This window comes from Candidatus Limimorpha sp. (genome assembly GCF_056203535.1).
Map to the genome: position 1 here is coordinate 1 of NZ_JBADWU010000028.1, position 21268 is coordinate 21268.

Annotated in this window: 19 protein-coding genes and 2 pseudogenes; 5 read left to right on the top strand and 16 right to left on the bottom strand. The window is 44.6% G+C overall.

Annotated features, from left to right (window positions below):
• Positions 1 to 155: 155 nt before the first annotated feature.
• The gene (locus AC06MN_RS03280) at positions 156 to 599 is read left to right on the top strand and encodes a DNA/RNA non-specific endonuclease (protein ID WP_475670926.1); all 444 of its coding nucleotides are present in this window, start codon (positions 156 to 158) and stop codon (positions 597 to 599) included.
• Between the two features lie 88 nt (positions 600 to 687).
• Here AC06MN_RS03280 and AC06MN_RS03285 read toward each other — a convergent pair.
• Positions 688 to 2364 (bottom strand): annotated as a pseudogene (locus AC06MN_RS03285) (RNA-binding domain-containing protein).
• A gap of 355 nt (positions 2365 to 2719) precedes the next feature.
• On the opposite strand from AC06MN_RS03285, the gene AC06MN_RS03290 reads away from it, so the two are divergent.
• From AC06MN_RS03290 to dnaN, 4 genes are all read left to right on the top strand, one after another.
• A complete protein-coding gene (locus tag AC06MN_RS03290; protein WP_475670927.1) occupies positions 2720 to 2893 on the top strand; it encodes a hypothetical protein in 174 nt (57 codons plus the stop codon).
• Positions 2894 to 3242: 349 nt separating this feature from the next.
• Complete coding sequence (locus AC06MN_RS03295; RefSeq protein ID WP_475670928.1) at positions 3243 to 4148, top strand: Abi family protein; 906 nt, start codon at positions 3243 to 3245, stop codon at positions 4146 to 4148.
• A gap of 389 nt (positions 4149 to 4537) precedes the next feature.
• Positions 4538 to 6088, top strand: coding sequence for an ATP-binding protein (locus AC06MN_RS03300; RefSeq protein ID WP_475670929.1), 1551 nt, complete (start codon positions 4538 to 4540; stop codon positions 6086 to 6088).
• Positions 6089 to 6193: 105 nt separating this feature from the next.
• Positions 6194 to 7321: a DNA polymerase III subunit beta gene (gene dnaN, locus AC06MN_RS03305; protein WP_475670930.1), complete on the top strand. Its 1128-nt coding sequence runs from the start codon at positions 6194 to 6196 to the stop codon at positions 7319 to 7321.
• Between the two features lie 73 nt (positions 7322 to 7394).
• Here the strand turns inward: dnaN and pckA are convergent, their stop codons facing one another.
• The 15 genes and pseudogenes from pckA to AC06MN_RS03380 all read right to left on the bottom strand — a co-directional run bounded on the left by pckA (position 7395) and on the right by AC06MN_RS03380 (position 21127).
• The gene (gene pckA / locus AC06MN_RS03310; protein ID WP_475670931.1) at positions 7395 to 9017 is read right to left on the bottom strand and encodes a phosphoenolpyruvate carboxykinase (ATP); all 1623 of its coding nucleotides are present in this window, start codon (positions 9015 to 9017) and stop codon (positions 7395 to 7397) included.
• Positions 9018 to 9194: 177 nt separating this feature from the next.
• Positions 9195 to 10514 carry a C45 family peptidase gene (locus tag AC06MN_RS03315; protein WP_475670932.1) on the bottom strand — a complete coding sequence of 440 codons (1320 nt, stop codon included), beginning with the start codon at positions 10512 to 10514 and terminating at the stop codon, positions 9195 to 9197.
• A gap of 397 nt (positions 10515 to 10911) precedes the next feature.
• Positions 10912 to 11355, bottom strand: coding sequence for a hypothetical protein (locus AC06MN_RS03320; protein ID WP_475670933.1), 444 nt, complete (start codon positions 11353 to 11355; stop codon positions 10912 to 10914).
• The gene (gene msrA, locus AC06MN_RS03325; RefSeq protein ID WP_475670934.1) at positions 11324 to 11812 is read right to left on the bottom strand and encodes a peptide-methionine (S)-S-oxide reductase MsrA; all 489 of its coding nucleotides are present in this window, start codon (positions 11810 to 11812) and stop codon (positions 11324 to 11326) included. Before msrA ends, AC06MN_RS03320 begins: the two co-directional genes overlap by 32 nt.
• Complete coding sequence (locus AC06MN_RS03330) at positions 11809 to 12444, bottom strand: hypothetical protein (RefSeq protein ID WP_475670935.1); 636 nt, start codon at positions 12442 to 12444, stop codon at positions 11809 to 11811. The genes msrA and AC06MN_RS03330 overlap by 4 nt, the downstream gene beginning before the upstream one ends.
• Before the next feature lie 25 nt (positions 12445 to 12469).
• Complete coding sequence (locus AC06MN_RS03335; protein WP_475670936.1) at positions 12470 to 13972, bottom strand: RNA-binding domain-containing protein; 1503 nt, start codon at positions 13970 to 13972, stop codon at positions 12470 to 12472.
• A gap of 223 nt (positions 13973 to 14195) precedes the next feature.
• On the bottom strand, positions 14196 to 14831 hold the full coding sequence (locus tag AC06MN_RS03340; RefSeq protein ID WP_475670937.1) for an alpha/beta hydrolase: 636 nt from the start codon (positions 14829 to 14831) through the stop codon (positions 14196 to 14198).
• A 2-nt stretch (positions 14832 to 14833) separates the two neighbouring features.
• Positions 14834 to 15085: pseudogene (gene rhuM, locus AC06MN_RS03345) on the bottom strand (RhuM family protein); the annotation flags it as partial.
• 145 nt (positions 15086 to 15230) lie between these two features.
• Positions 15231 to 16424 carry a nicotinate phosphoribosyltransferase gene (gene pncB, locus AC06MN_RS03350; RefSeq protein WP_475670938.1) on the bottom strand — a complete coding sequence of 398 codons (1194 nt, stop codon included), beginning with the start codon at positions 16422 to 16424 and terminating at the stop codon, positions 15231 to 15233.
• 13 nt (positions 16425 to 16437) lie between these two features.
• Positions 16438 to 17091, bottom strand: a complete 654-nt coding sequence (locus AC06MN_RS03355; protein ID WP_475670939.1) for a DUF47 domain-containing protein — start codon at positions 17089 to 17091, stop codon at positions 16438 to 16440.
• A gap of 3 nt (positions 17092 to 17094) precedes the next feature.
• A complete protein-coding gene (locus tag AC06MN_RS03360; protein WP_475670940.1) occupies positions 17095 to 18165 on the bottom strand; it encodes an inorganic phosphate transporter in 1071 nt (356 codons plus the stop codon).
• Complete coding sequence (locus AC06MN_RS03365; protein WP_475670941.1) at positions 18162 to 18809, bottom strand: DUF47 domain-containing protein; 648 nt, start codon at positions 18807 to 18809, stop codon at positions 18162 to 18164. The genes AC06MN_RS03360 and AC06MN_RS03365 overlap by 4 nt, the downstream gene beginning before the upstream one ends.
• Before the next feature lie 64 nt (positions 18810 to 18873).
• The gene (locus AC06MN_RS03370) at positions 18874 to 19959 is read right to left on the bottom strand and encodes a type II toxin-antitoxin system HipA family toxin (protein WP_475670942.1); all 1086 of its coding nucleotides are present in this window, start codon (positions 19957 to 19959) and stop codon (positions 18874 to 18876) included.
• On the bottom strand, positions 19943 to 20269 hold the full coding sequence (locus AC06MN_RS03375; RefSeq protein ID WP_475670943.1) for a helix-turn-helix domain-containing protein: 327 nt from the start codon (positions 20267 to 20269) through the stop codon (positions 19943 to 19945). Before AC06MN_RS03375 ends, AC06MN_RS03370 begins: the two co-directional genes overlap by 17 nt.
• A 177-nt stretch (positions 20270 to 20446) precedes the next feature.
• On the bottom strand, positions 20447 to 21127 hold the full coding sequence (locus AC06MN_RS03380) for a hypothetical protein (protein WP_475670944.1): 681 nt from the start codon (positions 21125 to 21127) through the stop codon (positions 20447 to 20449).
• Positions 21128 to 21268 lie beyond the last annotated feature (141 nt).

The window sequence follows — 21268 nt, forward strand, 5'->3', positions numbered from 1 at the left end:
ATGTTAAAACGTTAAATGGATGGTCTTCCGACTTCCGTGAAGCCATCGACTTTTCGGCTTACATCTATCACATTAGGTCAAAAAATGTATTATTCTCCCAAAAATAGTAGTTTTGCCATGCTGGTCGCGCGGACACATGGCGCCCTGCCGCCGACATGAAATGGGACTCGGTTGCCATGGATGAAAGTTCCTATTTCACCAATTGCAGCCCCCAGAATGCCACATTCAACGATGGCAAATGGCACAGTCTGGAGAAGAAAACCCGCGCCATCGCTCGGCAATATGGCCGCGTGTATGTCGTCACAGGGCCGATTGTGGGCAAGAACGTGAACGGAACGATTGGCGAAAATAGGGTAGTGGTGCCCGATGCTTTCTTCAAGGCTTGGTTAGTGCCGGTCGAAGGAACCTATACGGCCATCGGCTTCGTGTTGGAAAACTCAGCAGAAAATCAGGATATTTCGGCCTCGGCCTGCACTATTGATGAATTAGAACTGCTGACGGGTCTCGATTCCTACCACAATCTGGATGACAGGACCGAGAAATGTGTTGAAGCCAGCATTGATTGGAAATATTGGAAAGGCGTGGGGATAGTCCCTTGATAGGAGAACATGCAAATCTATGAATCAATGTGATTTCAGTCTTTTTGGGGTGCAAAATGATATTGAAAAACAACTATATATTTCCCGTTCATTTTTCATTCATTTCGTCGTTAATGAACCAAAATGAATGAGAAAAATGAATGGAACCATCTTTTTCTTTCATTTCATTCAGCAAACGCCCTATATAAACAGAAGGATTCTTTGATGATTTTGGAATCATATCCATTAGAAGATTATCTATCTCAGAGCGTTTTGCTCCATCTGGTTTCTTCTTCAACAATTCCATTACTAAATCTTTGTAGTATTGGCGTTTCATACCCCTGTTCTTGACATAATCACCTAATTGATCTGTCTGAATTGATACGGACTCCGATAGAAACAGATTTGGGTAATCTCCTTCAATCAAACCTTTTTCTTTGAGAGTATGAGCGTCTTCAATAGATATAGAACCGCCTTTCTGCACAGCATCCAGCAACATACAATCCTCAAAGGATAAGTCCTTGTTCTCCTTCAGCAATTTGGTATATTTTTCATTGATGGCATTTCCATACAGACGAACAGCCACTTCCTTTTTTATTGCATCAATCTCATAATCCGGCATAGGAAATCGGCGTTCCCATTGCTGATTGAATATCTTGCGGATGCCTCGACCTACAATATCAATCATATTGAAGTTGACCATAGCATTGCAGAGACATTCATTACGATAGTGTCGCTGAGGACCATGCGTAGCAAGAGCTTTCTGCACAGTGCCAGGAATGAAACTGCCACCATTGGCATAATACAGGAATCCTGGATTCTCCACAAGGTTGATTCTCTCTTGAAGGGTATAATCCTGATGAGCTATACAATTGTGCAAAATCTCGCGCATAGAGTAGTCGTCATACTGCTGCATAACGTCGGGAAAGAGTGTGCCTCCAGGCATCTCTCGCATAGTCAGGTTGCGAACTTTTGCAAGAATCTGATCCACCGTCAGGATGAACGGAGCGGTGAAGTGCTCATAATCTACAACATTCTGTTTCTCATCACGAAGCGACCATGTTACGCGCACAACAGCAGGACGTAGTTTGAATACAGATACTGGCTTGCCCAACAGTATGATTGCAGCACGAGTGATACCGCCATTAATCATTACGCCAGCGTTGCTAAGAAACTCTGATACCGACCATGCATTTACTTCTTCTGCAGGAATGCGGCTGTGCACTTTCTTGAACATCACACGAGCTTTGGCAATTGCCACCTCGTCAAGATCATCAATCGTTGCATCCGGTACAATTTCTGCCGACCAGTCGCCACCTGTGAACAGAGGTTCATCCAGAATGGCATTCAATCGCTCTGGTGTCAACTCCACAAGCGAATCCTCTATACGTTGCCAAGCTTTGTCATGAGCTTACACGGGACGTTTCGGCAGGTGCTTCGGAATACGAATCACCCATACCTTCTTTTGAGTATCAGAAGTGATGTACTCCATGATGTCCAACCCTTCACTCGAAAGGTTGGCACACCTGTCGGTCAAACGAAGAATCGCCTTCTGGCGGTCATAGTTGTATGTATCTGTACCGACAATCACCAACGTCTTGTCGTGTACACCTATCACGAGAAAACCACCCTCCATGTTGGCAATAGCCGACACGTAGGAGATAACATCATCCTTCTCGTTCCCGCAGAACGAGTTCCTCAGATTTTTAAATTCCTTCCATTCACACCGAGCATTCTCTTGTGGGTATTCACGGAGCAGATATTGTCGTAGTTCGAGTTCGGTCATACTGTATGTTTGTTAAAATATAAATCAACACTGAAATCTCCGACATTCGATTCTTGTTCTACAAAAACGATGTCAATACCAACGGACTCACTCAACAGTTCAGGTTTCTCTTCCTTAGCTAACCAAGGTGTAAAAACTTTCGCTTCTTGTTTCCGGATGGTTAGAAGATCAGATGTTTTTCAAGTTTACCAAGTGTCATGTAAATGTGCTTCTCGTAGTTTTCTTATTGTGAATTGTCATATTTTGGACACAAAAATAATAACAAAAATGTAATAACGATCAAATGGAACAAGAAAATTTGAAATCAGAGGAGGATTTTTCTGTGTGCCTTTGCTATGGATGAGTGTCGGTTTTTGTGCTGTATAATTCGCCTGAAGATCAGGATATTTCGGCTTCGGCCTGCACCATTGACGAATTGGAACTGCTGACGGGTCTCGATTTCTATCACAATCTGGACGACAGGATCGAGATGCGTGTTGAAGCCAGCATTGATTGGAAATATTGGAAAGGCGTGGGTGTTAACCCTTGATTTGATTTCAAACTATTTTTTTGGCAATAATTTACAATTTGTCCTTTTTGTAACTAAAACATTCAAAACCCACAAAACATTTCCCTTATGAGTTTAAAAAGTATTTTATTGCTAATTTTTTCTTACCATATCATGTTGGAAATAAAACAAATGCTTATTGTGCGACACATTATTGAAACCAACAGGATTGGGACATAGTGTTTGAAACGATGCCGCACTTTCAATTGGGAAATGTTTTTTTCGATGAAATGCTTGCGGTGTGGAAAAATGTTTGTACTTTTGCAGTGCTAGAACCCGCCAAGCCTCTCAACGATGCTCAAATGTGCGGGTCGTTTTTTTATATATTCCGATGACAAACAAAATCCCTTTTCAGAAAACATACACCAATTCACACGACCTCGTCGGTTTGCTGATGTCAAGAGGACTGGCCGTTGACGACCCAATAAAAGCCGAGCGGTACCTCGAATATATTGGCTACTATCGTTTGTCGGCTTATATGTATCCTCTGCTTCAAATGCCTAAAGATCAGCACCAGTATAAGATAGGTTCCTCGTTTAGTCAGGTAATGACAATTTACCGATTCGACGAAAAATTGCGATTGTTTATCTTTAACGAGATTGAGAAAATAGAAGTGGCGGTTCGCAGTGCTTTTGTAAATACGGGTTGCGAATTGACGAATGATCCTTTTTGGATAACCAATGTGTCAAACTTTACCAATAGTGTCAAGTTTAATCACACATTGACGCTCATAGATGCTGAAATCAACCGCTCTCGTGAGGATTTCATCGACCATTTCAGGCAGACATATTCTGACGCATACCCTCCGGCATGGATGTTGGCAGAAGTGCTGCCGCTTGGGGTGATGACAAATATTTATAGCAACATCAAAGTGCCTCGCATTAAGAAAAGCATTGCTCAAAAGTTTGGCTTGCAAGTGGCTCCTTTCGAATCGTGGCTCACCATCGTTACATTGACGCGCAATTCCTGTTGTCACCATGCCCGTGTGTGGAACAAGCAGAATACCATTCGTCCGATGCTGCCTAACCGTATGAGCGGAGCTTGGCTGCCATTGCCTACCGACCCGTTGCGCATATATTTTAATCTCTGCATCATCAAATACTTTCTTGACATTATTTCTCCTCAAAACGACATGCGTGACAAAATGCTTCGGTTGCTTTCCGATTATCCTTCCATCGATCTCAAAGCAATGGGTTTCCCTCAAGGTTGGCATGAGGAAGCATTGTGGATTTGTTGATTTGGCATCGTGCGACTACTGAAAAAGTAATGGCTAAGCAATCACCAGCCATAAAAATGTCACCACGGTCAGGCCAACTTTTTCTGCCATAATTTGTTGCAATGGAAAGCAATCGCTCATATTGCGCCGTATCCCTGTGGCAACAGGCTTTGGATACATTGTTTGAAACACTGCCTAAATCGATGTAATAGTTTGCTTTACGCTATCTTTCCGAACTTCAATTCATGCTCCAAAAGTTCGTAGCAATACAGCAAGTCGCATAAATTCCTCTGATTGGCTGGCGCAAGAAAAACGAAAGGAAAGATTTGTGAAAGATTTATGTCGGATTTGTTTCCAAAAGACAAATAATTTCTACTTTTGCACATCAAATAGCAAAAACAGCAACAACTATGGGACAGAAACTGCCAATCGGGATACAGAGCTTTGAAGACCTGAGAAACAAGGAATTCAAATATGTGGACAAGACAGCCATCGTTTACAAGTTGGTGACCGAAGGCAAGTATTATTTTCTGTCGCGTCCGCGCAGGTTTGGCAAAAGCCTGCTACTGAATACTTTTGAGTCGTATTTCTTGGGAAAGCGCGAACTTTTCAAAGGTCTCGCCATCGAGCAGTTGGAACACGACTGGACGGAATACCCCGTACTGCATCTGGATTTGAATACGCAGGTGTACGACAGTCCTCGGGCACTTGATGACATTCTCAATGAACATTTGTGCCGTTGGGAAAATTCATTTGGCAGCAATGTTTCTGAAAATTCGCTTGGCCTGCGTTTTATGGGTATTATCCGTCGCGCCTGCGAGAAGACTGGCCGTCAGGTGGTGATTCTGGTCGACGAGTACGACAAGCCGATGCTTCAGGCTATCGGCAAACCGGAGCTTCAGGATGCCTACCGCGCTACGCTGAAAGGCTTCTACGGTGCCCTCAAGTCGATGGACGGCTGCATACGCTTCGCCTTCCTCACTGGCGTGACCAAGTTCGGCAAGGTGAGCGTCTTTAGTGATTTGAACAACCTGAACGACATTTCGATGGATGCCGCATTCCATGAGATTTGCGGTATCTCTGAACAGGAGCTTCGCGCAAACTTTGGAGTGGAAGTGGCCGAACTCGCCGAAAAGCTCGGCAAGTCGGTTGATGAGACTTACGCTGTACTTCGCGAGAACTACGATGGTTATCATTTCTGCAACGAGAAGCTGCCAGGTGTCTATAATCCTTTCAGTCTTCTAAATGCTTTTTACAAAGGCGAAATTGGTGCATGGTGGTTCGAGACAGGCACGCCGACTTACCTCATGGAACTGCTCAAGCAACACGACTATGTCCTTCCCGATCTGGAACATGAGGAACCCGATGCCGATACGCTGAACAGCGTGGACATCGCCTCGACCAACCCGATTCCGGTCATCTACCAAAGCGGCTACCTGACCATCAAGGGCTATGACCCTGATTTTGAGCTGTATCATCTGGGTTTTCCGAACAGGGAAGTAAAGCAGGGATTCCTGAAATACCTCATGCCTTACTATGCCAACACGGTGCAGGGTAAGTCGGGCTTCGAAATCAGCCGTTTCGTGCGCTCGCTACGCGAGGGCAACATCGAAGGCTTCATGGAACGCCTGCAGTCCTTCCTGAGCACCTGCCCCTACGAGCTGGAGCCTCAGCAGGAACGCCACTTCCAGAGCGTGATGTTCATCCTCACTTCCTTATGTGGCTATTACGTCGAAATCGAAGAGCACTCCAATAAGGGCCGCATGGACATGACCATCAAGACAAAGGATTACATCTATATCTTTGAGTTCAAGTTCAACAAGTCGGCTGAGGAAGCCTTGGCGCAGATTGATGAAAAGGATTATGCCAAGCGTTTCCAAAGCGACGGGCGCAGTATCGTGAAGGTGGGCGTGAATTTCAGTACGGCTTGCCGCAACATCGACCGATGGATTGTCGCGTGAAAAGATAGGTGGAAAATAATTTTCTCAAAAAATTTTCCTTTGCATTTTCAGATTATTTGTATTTTTACCAATTCAATTTGACAACAAGAATAAATACATAACAATATGAAATTCATTATACCAAGCGTTAAGCTTCTGAAGAGCCTGCAAGCCCTGAGCGGTGTCATCGGCTCAAAAAACAACCTGCCGATTTTGGATGACTTCCTCTTTCAGCAGACCGAAAACGGATTGAAAATCACGGTTTCCGACCTCGAAGTCACCATGAGCGTCGCCCTTCAGCCTGACATGATGGAAGGCACTGGCGAAGTGACCATTCCGGCCCGCATTCTCTTGGACATCATGAAGAACTTCCCGGATGTGCCGATTACCGTTTCCGTCAATCTCGACAATCTTGCCGTTGAACTCATCGCCGGCGAAGGCCGTTACAAACTGGCTGGCCACAAGAGCGACGAATTCCCAACGGTGCCTACGATGGAAGACACCCAAATGTGGGAAATCCCTGCCGAGGCTTTGGCCGCCGGTTTCGAGAAGACCGTTTTCGCTACAGGTACCGATGAACTGCGTCCAATCATGTCGGGCGTGCTTTTGGAAATGAATGAAAACTATCTGACTTTTGTCGCTACCGATGCTCATAAATTGGTGCGTTACAGAAGATTGGACATCAAGTCGGACACTCCGGCATCGTTCATCATGCCAAAGAAACCTATCAATCAGCTGAAGAGCATTTTGAGTGGTTTTGCTGAAGAAAACGTCTTGATTGAGTTCAACAAGACCAACGCTTCATTCGTGTTTGGCGACTACACTTTGGTCTGCCGCCTGATTGAAGGTCGTTATCCGAACTACGAGACCGTCATTCCGAAGAACAATCCGAACCAGATGCTCATCGACCGTCAGGTGTTCCTGTCGGCCATCCGCCGTGTTGCTGTCTTCTCCAGCAAGGCAACACACCAGGTGCGTTTCAGAATCTCTGGTCAGGAAATCATCTTGACGGCTGAAGACATCGATTTCTACAACGAAGCAAAGGAACGCCTCGCTTGCAGCTATACGGGCGACGATATGGAAATCGGCTTCAACTCGCGTTTCTTCCAGGAAATGCTGGCCAACACCGGCGCACAGGAGGTGAAACTCGAAATGTCGGCTCCAAACCGTGCTGGCATCCTCACACCTGTTGAAAATGAAAACGAATCGGAAGACCTGCTGATGCTGCTGATGCCTGTGATGCTGAATCAATGAAGTTTTTGATCTTATTATAAAATGAAAAAGTCCGCCGAACTCAGCGGACTTTTTGTTTATGTTTGTTTGAACTTTACAGTTTCGGACCAGCAGCGACGAGAGCCTTACCAGCCTCGTTTGTCGTGTACTTTTCAAAGTTCTTGATGAAGCGGCCTGCGAGATCTTTTGCCTTTTCTTCCCAAACGCTTGGGTCGGCGTAGGTGTCGCGTGGGTCGAGAATCTTCGGGTCGACGCCTGGCAATGAGGTAGGCACTTCAAAGTTGAAGGTAGGAATCATCTTTGTCTCAGCCTTGTTGATACTGCCATCGAGGATAGCATCAATGATGCCACGAGTGTCGCGGATGGAGATGCGCTTGCCAGAGCCGTTCCAACCAGTATTGACGAGATAAGCCTTAGCGCCTGATTTTTCCATCTTCTTCACGAGTTCCTCACCGTATTTGGTTGGGTGGAGTTCCAAGAATGCCTGACCAAAGCAAGCGCTGAAAGTAGGAGTAGGTTCGGTGATACCGCGTTCGGTGCCAGCCAATTTGGCGGTGAAGCCGGAGAGGAAGTAATATTTGGTCTGTTCAGGAGTCAGGATGCTGACTGGTGGCAACACGCCGAAAGCATCGGCACTGAGGAAGATGACGTTCTTGGCATCAGGACCAGCTGAACCCGGACGGACAATCTTTTCGATGTGGTCGATAGGATAGCTGACGCGGGTGTTTTCGGTCACGCTCTTGTCGGCGAAGTTAATCTTGCCTTCTGCATCGACGGTAACGTTTTCCAGCAATGCGTTGCGCTTGATGGCGTTGTAAATGTCAGGTTCGCTTTCCTTGTCGAGGTTGATGACCTTGGCATAGCAGCCGCCTTCAAAATTGAAGACGCCGTTGTCGTCCCAGCCGTGTTCGTCGTCACCGATGAGCAGACGCTTCGGGTCGGTCGAAAGGGTGGTCTTGCCAGTGCCTGACAGACCGAAGAAGATGGCGGTGTTCTTACCTTCCATATCGGTGTTGGCGGAGCAGTGCATGGAAGCGATGCCCTTCAGCGGCAGGTAGTAGTTCATCATGCTGAACATGCCTTTCTTCATTTCGCCGCCGTACCATGTGTTCAGGATGACCTGTTCGTGGCTTGTCACGTTGAAGGCAACGCAGGTGCTGCTGTTGAGACCGAGTTCCTTGAAGTTTTCGACGGAAGCCTTTGAAGCTGTGTAAACGGTGAAGTTCGGCTTGAAGTTGGCCAGTTCTTCAGCGCTTGGCTTGATGAACATGTTTTCAACGAAATGAGCCTGCCAAGCCACTTCCATGATGAAGCGGACTGCCATGCGTGTATCTTTGTTGGCACCGCAGAAAGCATCAACAACATAGAGGTTCTTGTTGCAGAGGGCGTTCTTGGCAATGCCTTTCACGGTAGCCCAAACTTCCTGGCTCATAGGGTGATTATCATTCTTATAGGCATCGGAAGTCCACCAAACGGTGTCTTTCGAGTTTTCGTCCATGACGATGTATTTGTCCTTAGGTGAACGGCCAGTGTAGATGCCGGTCATCACGTTGACAGCGTTGAGTTCGGTCAGCACGCCTTTGTCGTAGCCTTCCAAAGATGAATCCATTTCATCCTTGAAGAGTTGTTCGTAACTTGGGTTGTAGTAAATCTCCTTCACGCCGGTGATGCCGTATGAGGCCAGCGCTTCTCTGATTTCTTCGATGTTTTTTGCCATATTATTCTTATTAATGTAAATCCGTATTAATATAAGTCACCATTTGGTTTTGCAAAGATAGTGAAATTTTGATAAGGAAATGATTTGCCAACAAAAAAAGGCATCCTTCCAACCGAGGTGGTCAAAAAGGAAGCCTTTTTCAACGTGGTTTTGTTTCCTTATGTAGAAAAGATTTTATTACAAGTCTTTGTTAAGGTCGATGGAATAGACCGTTGACATGTCGTTGCGCATAGTGAAGATGACGGTCTTCTTTTTGGGATTGTAAACGCAAGACCAGTCGGTTACTTGGTTGGGAGTTTCCACACCATAACTGCCATATTGCAGGCATTGCAGAGCTTCTTCTTCCGTCATGGTCGGTGCATAGTGGCTCATCAGATTCATTGCGCGGGTTTTGGTGGAGTATCCGTGCTGCCAATGGTCTAAATTGTAGGTTGCGGAAGCCTCGAGGTTGCAATAGAAGTTCTCAATGCAGCGGTATTCGTAAGGAACCATACTGCCAGACAAATAAGTGGATGCTTGTCTGTAATCTTCATCCATTACAAATAAGGAATCTTGCCCTTGGCTGCCTTTCCAGAATTCCAAAGTTCTCCAATTGTTTTTTGCGTCTGCCACATACCAGTGAATATTCAGGTCGGGGATCATGGAGGTGTAATCGTATGAATTGAAAAAGTTGACAACATCATCCACAGTGGCGCATTTTGTCAAAATCATGCGGTGTAATACAGATGAAATGATTTGGGGTTTTCCTGTGTTTTGGTCGACTCCGTGAGGACGTGGAGTTTCATTGTGTCCGATTTCGGGGGTGCCGTTGTCGAAATTAGGCAATTGGTAAGCCGCCAGACATAGTCCAACATCGTTCATGCCGTCCAAGACGGTGGCAGGTTGTCTGAGCAGTACATCAAGGTTCTTGCCTTCTTCCAACAGGCAAGGGTCGTAATTGTACTCTTCAATTAAGCCGGAAGACATTTGTGCCATCGATAGCTCAGTCATCAGCACGCTTTTGTGTTCTCCTGGTTTAACATCCTGGTAGAAAACGACAAGCAACGGCCCTGTGTCACCATCATAATTGCGTCCAAACAGCAACTCATGCTGAGGGTTGAAGCAGACGAATCCTGAGCAAAGACCATGTCGGGACGGTGTGATGTCTTCACGTGGTGGATTGTTATAAAGGAGGTTGTCTAAATCGGTGTGCGCGCTCGTATTATCAAACAAATGATAACGGCTATTGCCCTCTTTAATCAATTGGTTCCAATCCACCTTTGCCGTGTAATCCATATAATAAATTGGAAGCGGTGAAACGTAGCGAAGCGAACGGAGCGTTGCTTCTGCTCCTTCCGGCTTGAGGTTGGATGGGTTAATGTTCGGGTTACTGATAGGTTTTCCAGCCGAACGTAGTTCGACGATGTTCAGGTTTGAAGATTTGTCATCGTCGTTTTTCTTGCAGGATGCAGCAAAAGCTAACAGCAATACAAGCAAGTAAAGTGATGTTTTTTTCATTTTTGAAATAATTCCGCAACTTAGGTGTTTGACTTTTTGTTTTGACTTACAGGACAATAAGGTGCTGCAGGGTTTTGCCATCCTGAAAATTTTAACCGGCTTAGGGTGCGGAAAATCTAAGCAAGTCAGAAATCTCCTTAATGACGCTGCAAATGTAGAAATTTAATTTGAATCAAAGTTGTTGTAAGGAAAAATCAAGTAAATTCTTAAATCATCAGGAGAGAAAGAACGGCTTAATTGTTGAACAAGAAGTGTCGATGTCATTAAAAAATGAGACAATTAGAGTGTGGAAATATGATGTTGTGAGTCATTCTCGAAGCCTCGAAAACACGCAGCCTCGTGTTCATTCTTTATGGTAGATTAGTTTTCAGAATACAATTCAACGTTTCAACATAAATCAATTCAACATACTTATCTTGAAATATTTTTTCCTTATCGTCCATTCGTAAATCAGCCAAAGAACGAAATAGCCATCGGTTACAATCCTGTAAATCAAGTCGATGTTATCCGGCAGATGAATAAACCAATGGACGACCATCAATATCAGGTCGATGGTGAAAAGCACATCCCAGAACTTTTCCTTGTCGGTGAAGGTGACTTTGTTTTCGCCTTGCCTGATGTCGATTTCGGCCTCGGCAGAAAGGAAAGGAAACATACTCTGAATGGTGAGTTTGTATTTTCCGCAAGGGATGCCGTTGATTTTAGCCTTCTTCTTCATGATGCAAAGCTGTTGGCCGTTGAAGAGAATCTTGTGCGGAAAGCTCATGCCCATCATCGAAGATTTGTCTTCAATTTCGAGGTCGCCTTTCTCAACGATTCCCAAATATTCTTCTATAGACATGACATTCAGTGGTTTCGTTGCGCAAGTCCAAATAATTTTGGTGATAGTCTTCGGCAGGGTAGAAGGCCTCGGCTTTGCGAATCTTTGTCGCCACCTGATAGCCCATTTCGGTCAGTTCGGCAATGACTTTTTCGGCTGTCGCCTTTTCTTCTTCTGAAGCATAGAAAATCGCCGAAAGATACTGGCTTCCAATGTCAATGCCCTGGCCATCAGTCTGCTCAAAGTCGTGGATTTCAAAAAAATACTTTATCAAATCTTCATAACTGACCTTGTCGGAATCGTATTCCACTTCGATGGTTTCCAAATGCCCAGTCGTTCCCGTTTTAACGAGTTTGTAACTCGGGTTTGCGACCGAGCCGCCCATGAAACCGACGGTGGTTTTCAAAACTCCGTTCAGGCGTTTGAAATAATATTCCACGCCCCAAAAGCAGCCTGCTGCAAAATGTGCCTTGTTCATAGTTTCTCCTTGTTTATTTCGTTGATGCCTGTGCGGATGATATTGAGTCGTGCCTCAGGCTCCATGGCGTAGCCGACATGCATGAAACTTACAATTTGCTCCTTATTAATAAATAGTTTGGTCGGACAGGCGTAAAGATTTATTTTAATGGCATCATTTTGGTCGATGAGATAGATTTTGCTATATTCCTTCTGCAAGCTCCAGACATAGTCGCCGACTTGTTGCTGGTTATAGTCTTTGCTGTTTTCCACGAAACAGAAAATGTCGATGCCATCCAACTCATCGCTGATTTCACGGATAAGGGCGGGAAATTCCTTTTGGGCTTCTTCCTTGCCCCAACCGCAGTTGTGCGCACTGAAAATGATGATGGAGCTTTTCTTGAGCAGTTTTTTCAGCTTGTAACTCTTTCCGTTAGGGTCTTTCACTTCGATGTCAGGAATTTCTTTTCCTATGGTGTTGTTCCATTGCTCTTCCGAAATTTTCAAGCTGAGTTCCTGCCCCTGTTCTTTGGTAAGGCTGGTGATGCCTTCGTAAAACTTTTCGTAATTGACAGGGATAATGTAATTGTCGTTTCTGCCGCAACCAACCAGCAGAAATGTCGCTAGTAAAGCGAATAAAACTGTTTTTTTCATGATAACAATCTTAAATCATTAAATCTCAAATAACTTCCCAATGCCCGCCTTTATCAGGACCGACATGGATGATGACGCCTTGTTCCACCAGTTTCTTCATAAGCGTGTGTATGGTCTGTCTGGAGTATCCTAATGCCGCAGCAATGGCCGATTGGGTGATGTTTGGCTTATTCTTGATGAACCTAACAATCATCCGCTCTTTCTCGTTGAGCGAAAAAGTCTTTTTGGCAGGTTTTTGGACTGCTCCGTAAGATGCTTGTGCTTCATGAGCTGCAAATGATGAACTTTCGGAATCGTTGATTTGATAGTATTGGGGCATGTTGATGGTGAACCTGAATTCGTCGCCGTTTTCGATTTCAACCGTTGCGTGGCGGTTGTAAAGCGGAAGATATTGCTTGATTCGGCTCATTCCCTTGCCGACGCCTTCGTAGTAATTCATCAAACCGAACACATTCGATATGATCGGGTTTTTACGGTTCGGGCGGAGCGTGTCGAGGTCAACAGCGCCGCGTTGGGTCTGCTTGGTCCAGTTTTCGGTGATGAATCGGTCGGAATAGATGAGTATTCGGCCGGTGTAGTTGTAGTAATATTCGCGGTGAATGCAGAAGTTGGAGATGATTTCGCGGAAGATGATTTCGCGCAAGTCGATTCTTCGCCCACCGGTTTCGTCCATCACTTCGGTGTGCCTCATGTTGCGCCTGACGAAATTCATTAGTGTTTCGTAGGTCTCAATCAGGTTGCAAGAGAGGCGCTCGCGGTCGTCGTAAAACGATTCGCCGATTTCCTTAGTTGGGGCGATGAACCGCTTGAATGGCTGGCTCCAATAGATGGCATCGGTTTGGTAATAAGGCAAATGCTTCAATATTGCCTCTTCCTTGCCCCAAAGCAGCAGCGCGGCAAGAATGAACCCTTCTTTGCCGGTTTCCGGGTCGCGGTCCCAAAAGCCGGAGTGCTTGAGTATTTCTTCGTTGGTCATCGAGCGCCAGATGTGGTCGGGATGATACACTTTCAGTTCGCGCCGGGTTTTCTCAAAGGTTTCTTCGCTGAAGTCGTCCATGGTTAATCCGGGAATCACCTTTTTTTCGCTCGAATAGGCTGATTTTCTGAGGAACATGGCCGAAATCAGATATTGGTTGTCGGTGATGTCCATGTCGCCTTCATCGTTACGGTCGTAGAAGTGTTTTTTATAGGTATGCACTTGCGGACTTTCCGGCACATTGAGCACGATGACTTTTTTGCCGTCTTCCATTTCAACCACTTCCGGTATGATATAGGTGATAGGGTTAAGGATTTCCTTGTTGTTGATTTGGTTGACGAAGTTTTTCTGCATGCCGCCGATGTGTTTTTCATCGATGCCGAGAATTTCGCCTTTGTCGGAAACTCCCATGATGATGATGCCTCCAAGTCTGTTAAGGAAGGAACAGACCGATTCGTACACCGACGGGTGTATGCCTTGAGTGCATTCTTTTAGCTCAACAGAAATGCCTTCGTGTTTGTTGATGGTTTTTCTTACTTCTTGCGGTGTCATTTTCCTTTTCTTTTTCTGCCGCAAAAATACTATTTTTTATATTATAATATCACTTTACACGAATTTTTTATTAAAATTTTCTTATATAGTTGAATAATAGTATGTTAGAGTATTATTATTCTTGTATATTGTGTAATTTTTAGCGTAAAAATATCAGTAAATGTATTCGGTTTGTTTGTTTACACAAAAAAATATTGTTTTGTGTAAAGGAAATTGTATTTCGTCAGTAGTATTTCATAATCCATTTGTCAAGAAATTCCATTTGTTCTTTGGTGTGAAACCAATGCTCGCCGTTTTTCATTATGTCGAGTGTGGCTCCGATGTCTTTGGCAAATGATGTCATGGTATCGAAAGAGGTCAGGGTGTCTTTTTCTCCATAAAGGATATGGGTCGGAATGTTCCATTTGACGGGATGATTTCTGACATAGTTCAGATATTCCCACGAAATGGTGTCTCCGTATGGTGTTTTGATTTCTGTTTTCTCAAGTAGTTCGCGCTCGGTGATTTGGGCGTTTGTCATCATGTCTGTGATGAGTTGCTCCATGTTGACAATGGGGGAGATGAAGAACGCTTTTTTGATTTTCTTGTCCATATCGGCGTTCATCACGAAAAATGCTCCAATGCTGTTGGCAATGATGAAAACGGTGTCGTAATTTCTGCATACCTTATTAATAAAGGCAGTAAATTCGTCTTTTGCTTCCCAAGGTGTTTCGGATTTGTAGTCGACCCCGATTATGTCGCAGTCATGGAATAGCGGTCTGTAATGTGTTGATTCTTCTGTGTTTCCGCTTTTTCCGTGTATGTAAATAATGGCTTTCCCATCTTTTAAATCAGTGCTTTTAGCAAAAAAAACGTTCAAATTTGAACCATTGCGTAGAAATCGTGTGTCGTAGGCGCGTTCTTATCGTAGTCGATGCTACATTCGGCGTAAATGTCGGTGATTTGCTGCCAAATGCGCCGTTCGCTGGCTCTGATGGAACGGACACGCTCCAGCAATTCCCGAAAATAATCTTTTCTGAAAATGCGTTCTCCTTGTTTCATTCGGTTGTCGTCCAACACAAAACCCTTGCGGATATATTCGTTAAGGACTTTGGTGGCCCAGATGCGGAATTTTTTTTATTTTCATCTCCCCATCCTCCCCAACAGCAAAGATTGTAATTCAGTTAGTTTTGTTATTTCCTGTTCGTGAAATCGCTTTAGCTATTGCTTTAATACCGTTTTCAAAAACGCAGATTTTATAATAATTATCTCATCTTTGTCATTCAATCTCCAGCGTTTTCTTGCAGATTTCGATTTCCTCAGGGTCGCCGGTGTATTTGCCGAGGTCGTCGCTGAGTTTCACGACTTTCTTCCAGTTGCGTTTTTCGGTAATCTTGGCGGCGGTGAGTTTCACCACGATATTCATGGCTTCCACGTTGTCGACATCGCAGGTGAGGTGCGTGCCGATGCCATACGAATCCTTCATGCGGTCGTTTACGATATTGTGCAGATAAATGGCGTCGTCCACATTCAGGCCGTTGCTGAAAACGATGGATTTGATGCTGGGGTCGATGCCCAATTCCTTGTATTTCGTGATGATGTCTTCGAGAGCCTCGACATTGTCGCCGCTGTCAACACGCAGACCGTCAAACAGTTTGGCATGTAGTTCGGTGAAGTTTTGGAAGAACACCTTGCGGGTGTAGGTGTCGTAGAGGAATATTCCGAGGCTGCCGGCATAAACTTCTTGCCAGAAATCCATGGCGAGGTAGTTGGCTTCGGTGTAGCCGTAAAGCGAACAGGTTTCCACAAACTGATGGCTCATGGTGCCGATAGGAGTGAGGTGGTATTTCTTCGCCAGAAGTACGTTGGAAGTGCCGACTAAACAAGTGTGTGTGAACTGTTTCTGAGCTTCGATGAAGGAGCGGATGACCAAATCCTGATGGTCGAAACTGAAACGGCGGCGCGTGCCGAAATCGGAGAATTTCACGCCGTTGCCAATGAGTCGAATAGCTTTGTCGTATGATTTTTTGTATTCTTTTTCGGCGTCGTAGGTCTCAAATTCGCCCTTCATTTCGTGCCAAAGCTCTGAAACCGTGGACAATATAGGCATCTCCCAAAACACGGTGCGCCAAAGCAGACCTGTAACCGTGATGTGCAAATGACCTTCTTCGTCCTGACTTACCTCCACTTCATTTGATTTCAAGGAAAAGCCTTTCAAAAAGGTGAAGAACCACAATGGGAAATAGTAGCATTTCTGCTTCATGAAATGCGCCTCTTCATCCGTGATACGAAGGTTTTCATACAGCTTGAATTGCTCCATCAGTTTTTCGGCAAAACCTTTCGGATAGACCGTGTTGTTGCGGTCGACGAAAGTGTATTGTCCGATGGCGCGTGGAAATTTCTGCAAATAGACGTAACAGACGCTAAATGTGTAAAGGTCTGTATCTAACAGGCTGTTGATGATTTGTCTCATAGTGTTTTAGTTATTAACATAGTTTTGCGTGTATGCTTCTGATTTTGTCAGAAATGTATTTAGCTGAATTTGTGGTGTTTTCCAATACCTGAACCAAGTCCTTGCGCTTGATGATTTCTACAAGGCTGTAGTTCTGTGTGAAAATCTTGTTGATGAATTTGCCGTAGATTTCGTCGCTGTCGTGCTCGATGACCTTGATTTCGTTGCACAGACGCGCAATGTCTTTGCCTTTTCCGCAAGTCATGAACTCAAGGTTGATTGTGATGTTTTTCAGGCTTTCAGCGGCAAACATGATGTTGTCGGCCATGGTGGTGAGGTCATTGTCAATGTCAACGAAACGGCGCGTGAGAACGATGTTGGCGCAGTCGTCAATGCGGTCGAGGAAGTTGTCCATCATTTCGGCAAGTTCGTGGACATCCTCCCGTTCAAAAGGTGTTAAGACGGTGCTATTCAGCTGAGTGTAAAACGTTTGCAGAACTTCGTCGCCAGCCGTTTCGTAGGTTTTCACTTCCTTTTTCAAGGCATCGAGACGGTTAAGGTCGGTTTCAACAAGCATGTTTCTCAGCAGTTTAGCGGCCTTTTCGATGTTCTCGGCCTGCTGGATATAAAGCGGATAGAATTTTTTCTCCTTTGGAACGAAAAACTGAAAGAAATCGTTGAGACTCATGGCTTATAATGGGAAACAAAGGTTCAACAAATAATTGATTAAGCCGCTGATAACCAACGGAACAGGAATGGTGAGAATCCATGAAAGCACGATGCGTTTTGCCGTCACCCATTTCACGGATTTCATGCCATCGGTGAGGCCGACGCCAATAACGCCGCCCGTGATGGTGTGTGTGGTACTGACAGGAATACCCAAGAAAGAGGTGACAATCAATGTTGTGGCACCTGCAAACTCGGCGGAAAAGCCTCTGATTGGGTTGATTTTCGACAAGCCGCCACCCATGGTCTTGATGACGTTTTTACCACCGATTAAAATGCCTAACGACATGATTATATAGCAAATAACGGCAAGAACATCGGGAATGTGGAAAGAAAGATTGCTGTCGTAAAAGTGGGCGATGAAATTTTTCATGCCGTCGGAAACGCCTGCGGTTGTGAAAACGCTTGCCATCAGGATGGCGATGATTCCCATGGTTTTAGGCGCGTCGTTTGAACCGTGACCGATGCAAAATGCCGCCGTCGAAACGTGCTGCAATCCTTTGAAGAGTTTCTCGACTTTCTTCCTCGGTTTGCTCTTGAAGATTTTCAGGAAAATGCATTCTAAGAAGAAACCTAAAAACAATCCGATAAGCGGTGATAAGATGATGAATGCCAATGTGATAATGATAGGTTTGGCGTGAAGCACTCCAGCTCCGTTGACAAACCATGCCGCTCCGATAATGCCGCCGATCAAGGCGTGGGAAGTGGAAATCGGCATACCTGATTTCGTGCAGGCGGCTACCCAAATGGCAGCGCCGGTGAGTGCCGAAAGAATCAGGTAAGGATTGATGACCTGCTGGTCGGCGAAATTGGCCATGGTGTTACCCACGGCAAACTGCTGATTCAGCACTAAACGAATGAAAATGAATGCGGTAAACTCCCAGAACGAAGCCCAGATGATGGCTTGAATAGGCGTCATCACTTTGGTTGCGATGATGGTGGAAATGGAGTTGGCCGCATCGTTCATGCCATTCAAAAAAGTGAAGATGAAGGCAAGAATGATGGAAAGGATGATGGCTATGGTAAGTAGGTTCATGACTGCTTGATAATAAGACATTTAATGGTACTTGCCACATCCTTGCCGCGGTCGGTGGTGTCCTCGACGGCCTGGGCGATTTCCTTGTATTTCAGCAGTTCGATTTCGTCTTTCTCGTTACTGAAAAGGTAGGAAACGTAATCGCCGTAGATGTCGTCAACGAGATGCTCAATGTTGACGACTTTTGTGCATAATTCACTGATTTTCGCCTGATTGCTATTCAGCTCTTCAAGTAATTTGAAAACCTCAATCAGAATGTTGGCATCTTCCACGATGCTGTCGACGATTTCCCTGATCTGTTTGTCAATCTTCTTTGGATTGTACATCAGGATGGTTTTTGCCGAGTGGTTGATGAAATCGAGGAAAGTGTCGAGCGACATGGCCAAGGCGTTCATGTCTTCGCGGTCGAAAGGCGTCACGAAAACCTCGTTGAGTTCGACATAAAAATCGCGCAACAATTCATCGCCGGTGGTTTCCTGCTTCTTGACCATACGGGTGAGGAGCTTGCGTTCCTCAGCATCTTCCGACTTGATAAGTTCCTGCAAATACTTGGCTGCAACTTGCGCAGTTTCAGCCTGTTTGATGTAAGTTGGGAAAAAGTGCTTTTCGCGGTTCCCCTTGGTAAAAAGATTATTTAAAGCCATTTATATAAAGGTAAAATAAATCGCTGCAAAGGTAGTGAAATAATCTATAGTTCAAACAATTTGCTTAGGGAATGTGAAGGCCGTTTTTCACTTCTTCGATGATTTCCAGACCGCGCTGACGCTTGATGCGGATGCTTTCGCCAACGGCAAGCATGTCTTCAATTGTAGGATTTCCGTTGTAGTTGACCGAAGTGGCGTGTTGCCCGTGGTAGCCATCAGGACTAAAAGTCAAATCGTAGGCCGGAGCAAGCGTCCATTTCCCTTCGCGGCAAATGAAACTGAAGTTCTTAGCATGGTCGTCTTTGTTGTCAGCCAACACGTTAAAGGCCATGAGTCTGAACATTTTCTCGACTTGTTTCGGGTCTTGGGTAAGATAACCCGTCAGGTGCAGCAATACTTTGTAATCCAGTTTTGGCGTAAAAATGGATTCGTTGAGCAAAGCTCCCGCCGTGGCAACATGAAGCCTTTCTCCATTTTCCAAATCGAAACGTTTTGAAGCAAAATATTTCCCTTCAATCAGCTTGAAATCAGGAACTTCAACACCGCAACGTCGGGCTTTCCGATTGAATTCAAATTCCATTTTCCCCATATCTTTCGGGTCGTAAGTATGCCTGAATTTGACAATCCAGCTGCCTTCTTCGTCGTGATAGAGGCATTTGGGTCTGCAACCGCCCGAATTGCCGCTGTTGAAATAAAGCAGGTCGGCAGAACCGTCATCTTTCTCCGATAATACTTCCAAAGCCATTTGCTGCAAATCGTCGAAATCGGGAAGCGGAAAACTGTTGCTTATCGAATTGACAGGCTCGTAGCATAAGGCACCCATTCCCATTGAGCCAATGATGCTGAGACGTTCTAAAGGATTGAGTTTTAGCTCGTCAATACCTTTCTTTTTAAGTGTTCGGTTAAGTAGATAACGACCGTATCCATCGGGAAGGCTGTCTTCAAAAATGCCGAAATTTCCCCAAAATGGTTCTGGTTTTGCAAGGAATTGTCCGCTTTTCAACGGCAAATCCAATGGCGAAATGGAAAAACCTTCCGACAGCCATTGCCGGTCATATTGGAAGGCACACAGAGAATTGTCGGGCAAAAGTGAAAGCTCGCCAACGGTTTTTCCGTGATATTTTACTGTCAGTTTATTTATCGAATTCATTTCTGCCGCGTTTTCTGTTCTTGTTTCTGTTGATGACGTCGAGTTCTTCCATGGTGTCGAATTTCGGTTTTGCCATGAGTTGCCTGATTTCGTCGGCATAGCCTAAGGCTTTGGCAAGGGCCAAAAACGAGACTAAGGAAATGGTGCCTTGCTGCTCGAGTTTTGCAATGGTTGGCGTGGGGACGCCGCTCATCATCGAAAGGGCGTCGCGCGAAAGACCTTTTTCCAGACGGCGTTGCTGGGTGCGCTGTGCCAATCCTTTTGCAAGGTCGGCGGCTGAATCCATGTCGAAATCGTATAATAAAGGCATATTATTGTATTTGTTATTGGCAAAAATCAATGATTAAAGATACAATTGTATTTGATTGCAAAAATACAATAAATATTAATGTGAGGGAGTTTTTTTTTGTTTTGGAAAAAAACAAAAAATACAACAAAACTTATTCTACCATCAACCCAAACCAGTCAGATATGGAGGAATAAATTGTTACTTACTTATTGATTGTTTGTATTGTTCCGCAAACAAGAGCGTTCTCACTAATCTATTGTAATACTCTTCGTGCGAATATCTAATTGCCGGATGGTCACAACCAAGAATTATTGGACCATCTTTTACAACTGCACATTTCGGTGATGCGAACACTGTCACTTCTTTTCCATAGATTTCATTCAAAATCTCGGCCTTGTTTCTTGTAATGATGTCAAATACTATGTCTCCACCACATAATATGTAATCTATGTTATCATAGAGTTTTATTTGCTTTAAAAAGTATTCCTTGTTGTATTTCTCGAAATACTCTGAAAGCTTTTCATCGCTGATATGGGAAGAACCTTCTTGCTTCTTAAGATTTACAAGGACTATTTTCTGACACTGATGGTGTTGAGCTATTGGCGAACTAACAGCATGTTGCACATCCTTATATTCCTTAATTAAACCTTGTTTTTTGTAATGATGGAGTACATATATGCATTTCGCTAATAGACGCCAGGTTTTCCAGTGATTCTTTTCTTTGTGAAAGTCTTCCTTTTCTAACCATTCTTTTGTTTCCCAATACACATACCCATTGGGATCTTTTAGTACGACCACTATCCTGGCAGGCAAATCGCTATTCCAAATTTCTGGATTTACAACTCCATCTCTCACAAATCGTTCTTTCAGCTCTGGCAAACTAGTATTTTGTAACACTTAAAAGTTCAATATAGGGTAGAGATGTTTCAGTTTGATTCGGGCATCGACAGTCTTAAACTGCCAATTGACGCTCTTTTGAGCGGCGTTCCTCTCGGTATTCCAAGAAGCAATCTCTTCATT

Excerpts from the sequence above, each read along its gene's own strand:
- AC06MN_RS03320 (WP_475670933.1), bottom strand. The coding sequence starts at position 11,355 with ATGTCTATAGAAGAATATTTGGGAATCGTTGAGAAAGGCGACCTCGAA.
- AC06MN_RS03315 (WP_475670932.1), bottom strand. The coding sequence starts at position 10,514 with ATGAAAAAAACATCACTTTACTTGCTTGTATTGCTGTTAGCTTTTGCT.
- AC06MN_RS03280 (WP_475670926.1), top strand. The coding sequence starts at position 156 with ATGAAATGGGACTCGGTTGCCATGGATGAAAGTTCCTATTTCACCAAT.
- AC06MN_RS03355 (WP_475670939.1), bottom strand. The coding sequence starts at position 17,091 with ATGAGTCTCAACGATTTCTTTCAGTTTTTCGTTCCAAAGGAGAAAAAA.
- AC06MN_RS03335 (WP_475670936.1), bottom strand. The coding sequence starts at position 13,972 with ATGACACCGCAAGAAGTAAGAAAAACCATCAACAAACACGAAGGCATT.
- pckA (WP_475670931.1), bottom strand. The coding sequence starts at position 9,017 with ATGGCAAAAAACATCGAAGAAATCAGAGAAGCGCTGGCCTCATACGGC.
- pncB (WP_475670938.1), bottom strand. The coding sequence starts at position 16,424 with ATGAGACAAATCATCAACAGCCTGTTAGATACAGACCTTTACACATTT.
- AC06MN_RS03365 (WP_475670941.1), bottom strand. The coding sequence starts at position 18,809 with ATGGCTTTAAATAATCTTTTTACCAAGGGGAACCGCGAAAAGCACTTT.
- AC06MN_RS03300 (WP_475670929.1), top strand. The coding sequence starts at position 4,538 with ATGGGACAGAAACTGCCAATCGGGATACAGAGCTTTGAAGACCTGAGA.
- dnaN (WP_475670930.1), top strand. The coding sequence starts at position 6,194 with ATGAAATTCATTATACCAAGCGTTAAGCTTCTGAAGAGCCTGCAAGCC.
- AC06MN_RS03295 (WP_475670928.1), top strand. The coding sequence starts at position 3,243 with ATGACAAACAAAATCCCTTTTCAGAAAACATACACCAATTCACACGAC.
- AC06MN_RS03375 (WP_475670943.1), bottom strand. The coding sequence starts at position 20,269 with ATGCCTTTATTATACGATTTCGACATGGATTCAGCCGCCGACCTTGCA.
- msrA (WP_475670934.1), bottom strand. The coding sequence starts at position 11,812 with ATGAACAAGGCACATTTTGCAGCAGGCTGCTTTTGGGGCGTGGAATAT.
- AC06MN_RS03330 (WP_475670935.1), bottom strand. The coding sequence starts at position 12,444 with ATGAAAAAAACAGTTTTATTCGCTTTACTAGCGACATTTCTGCTGGTT.
- AC06MN_RS03370 (WP_475670942.1), bottom strand. The coding sequence starts at position 19,959 with ATGAATTCGATAAATAAACTGACAGTAAAATATCACGGAAAAACCGTT.
- AC06MN_RS03360 (WP_475670940.1), bottom strand. The coding sequence starts at position 18,165 with ATGAACCTACTTACCATAGCCATCATCCTTTCCATCATTCTTGCCTTC.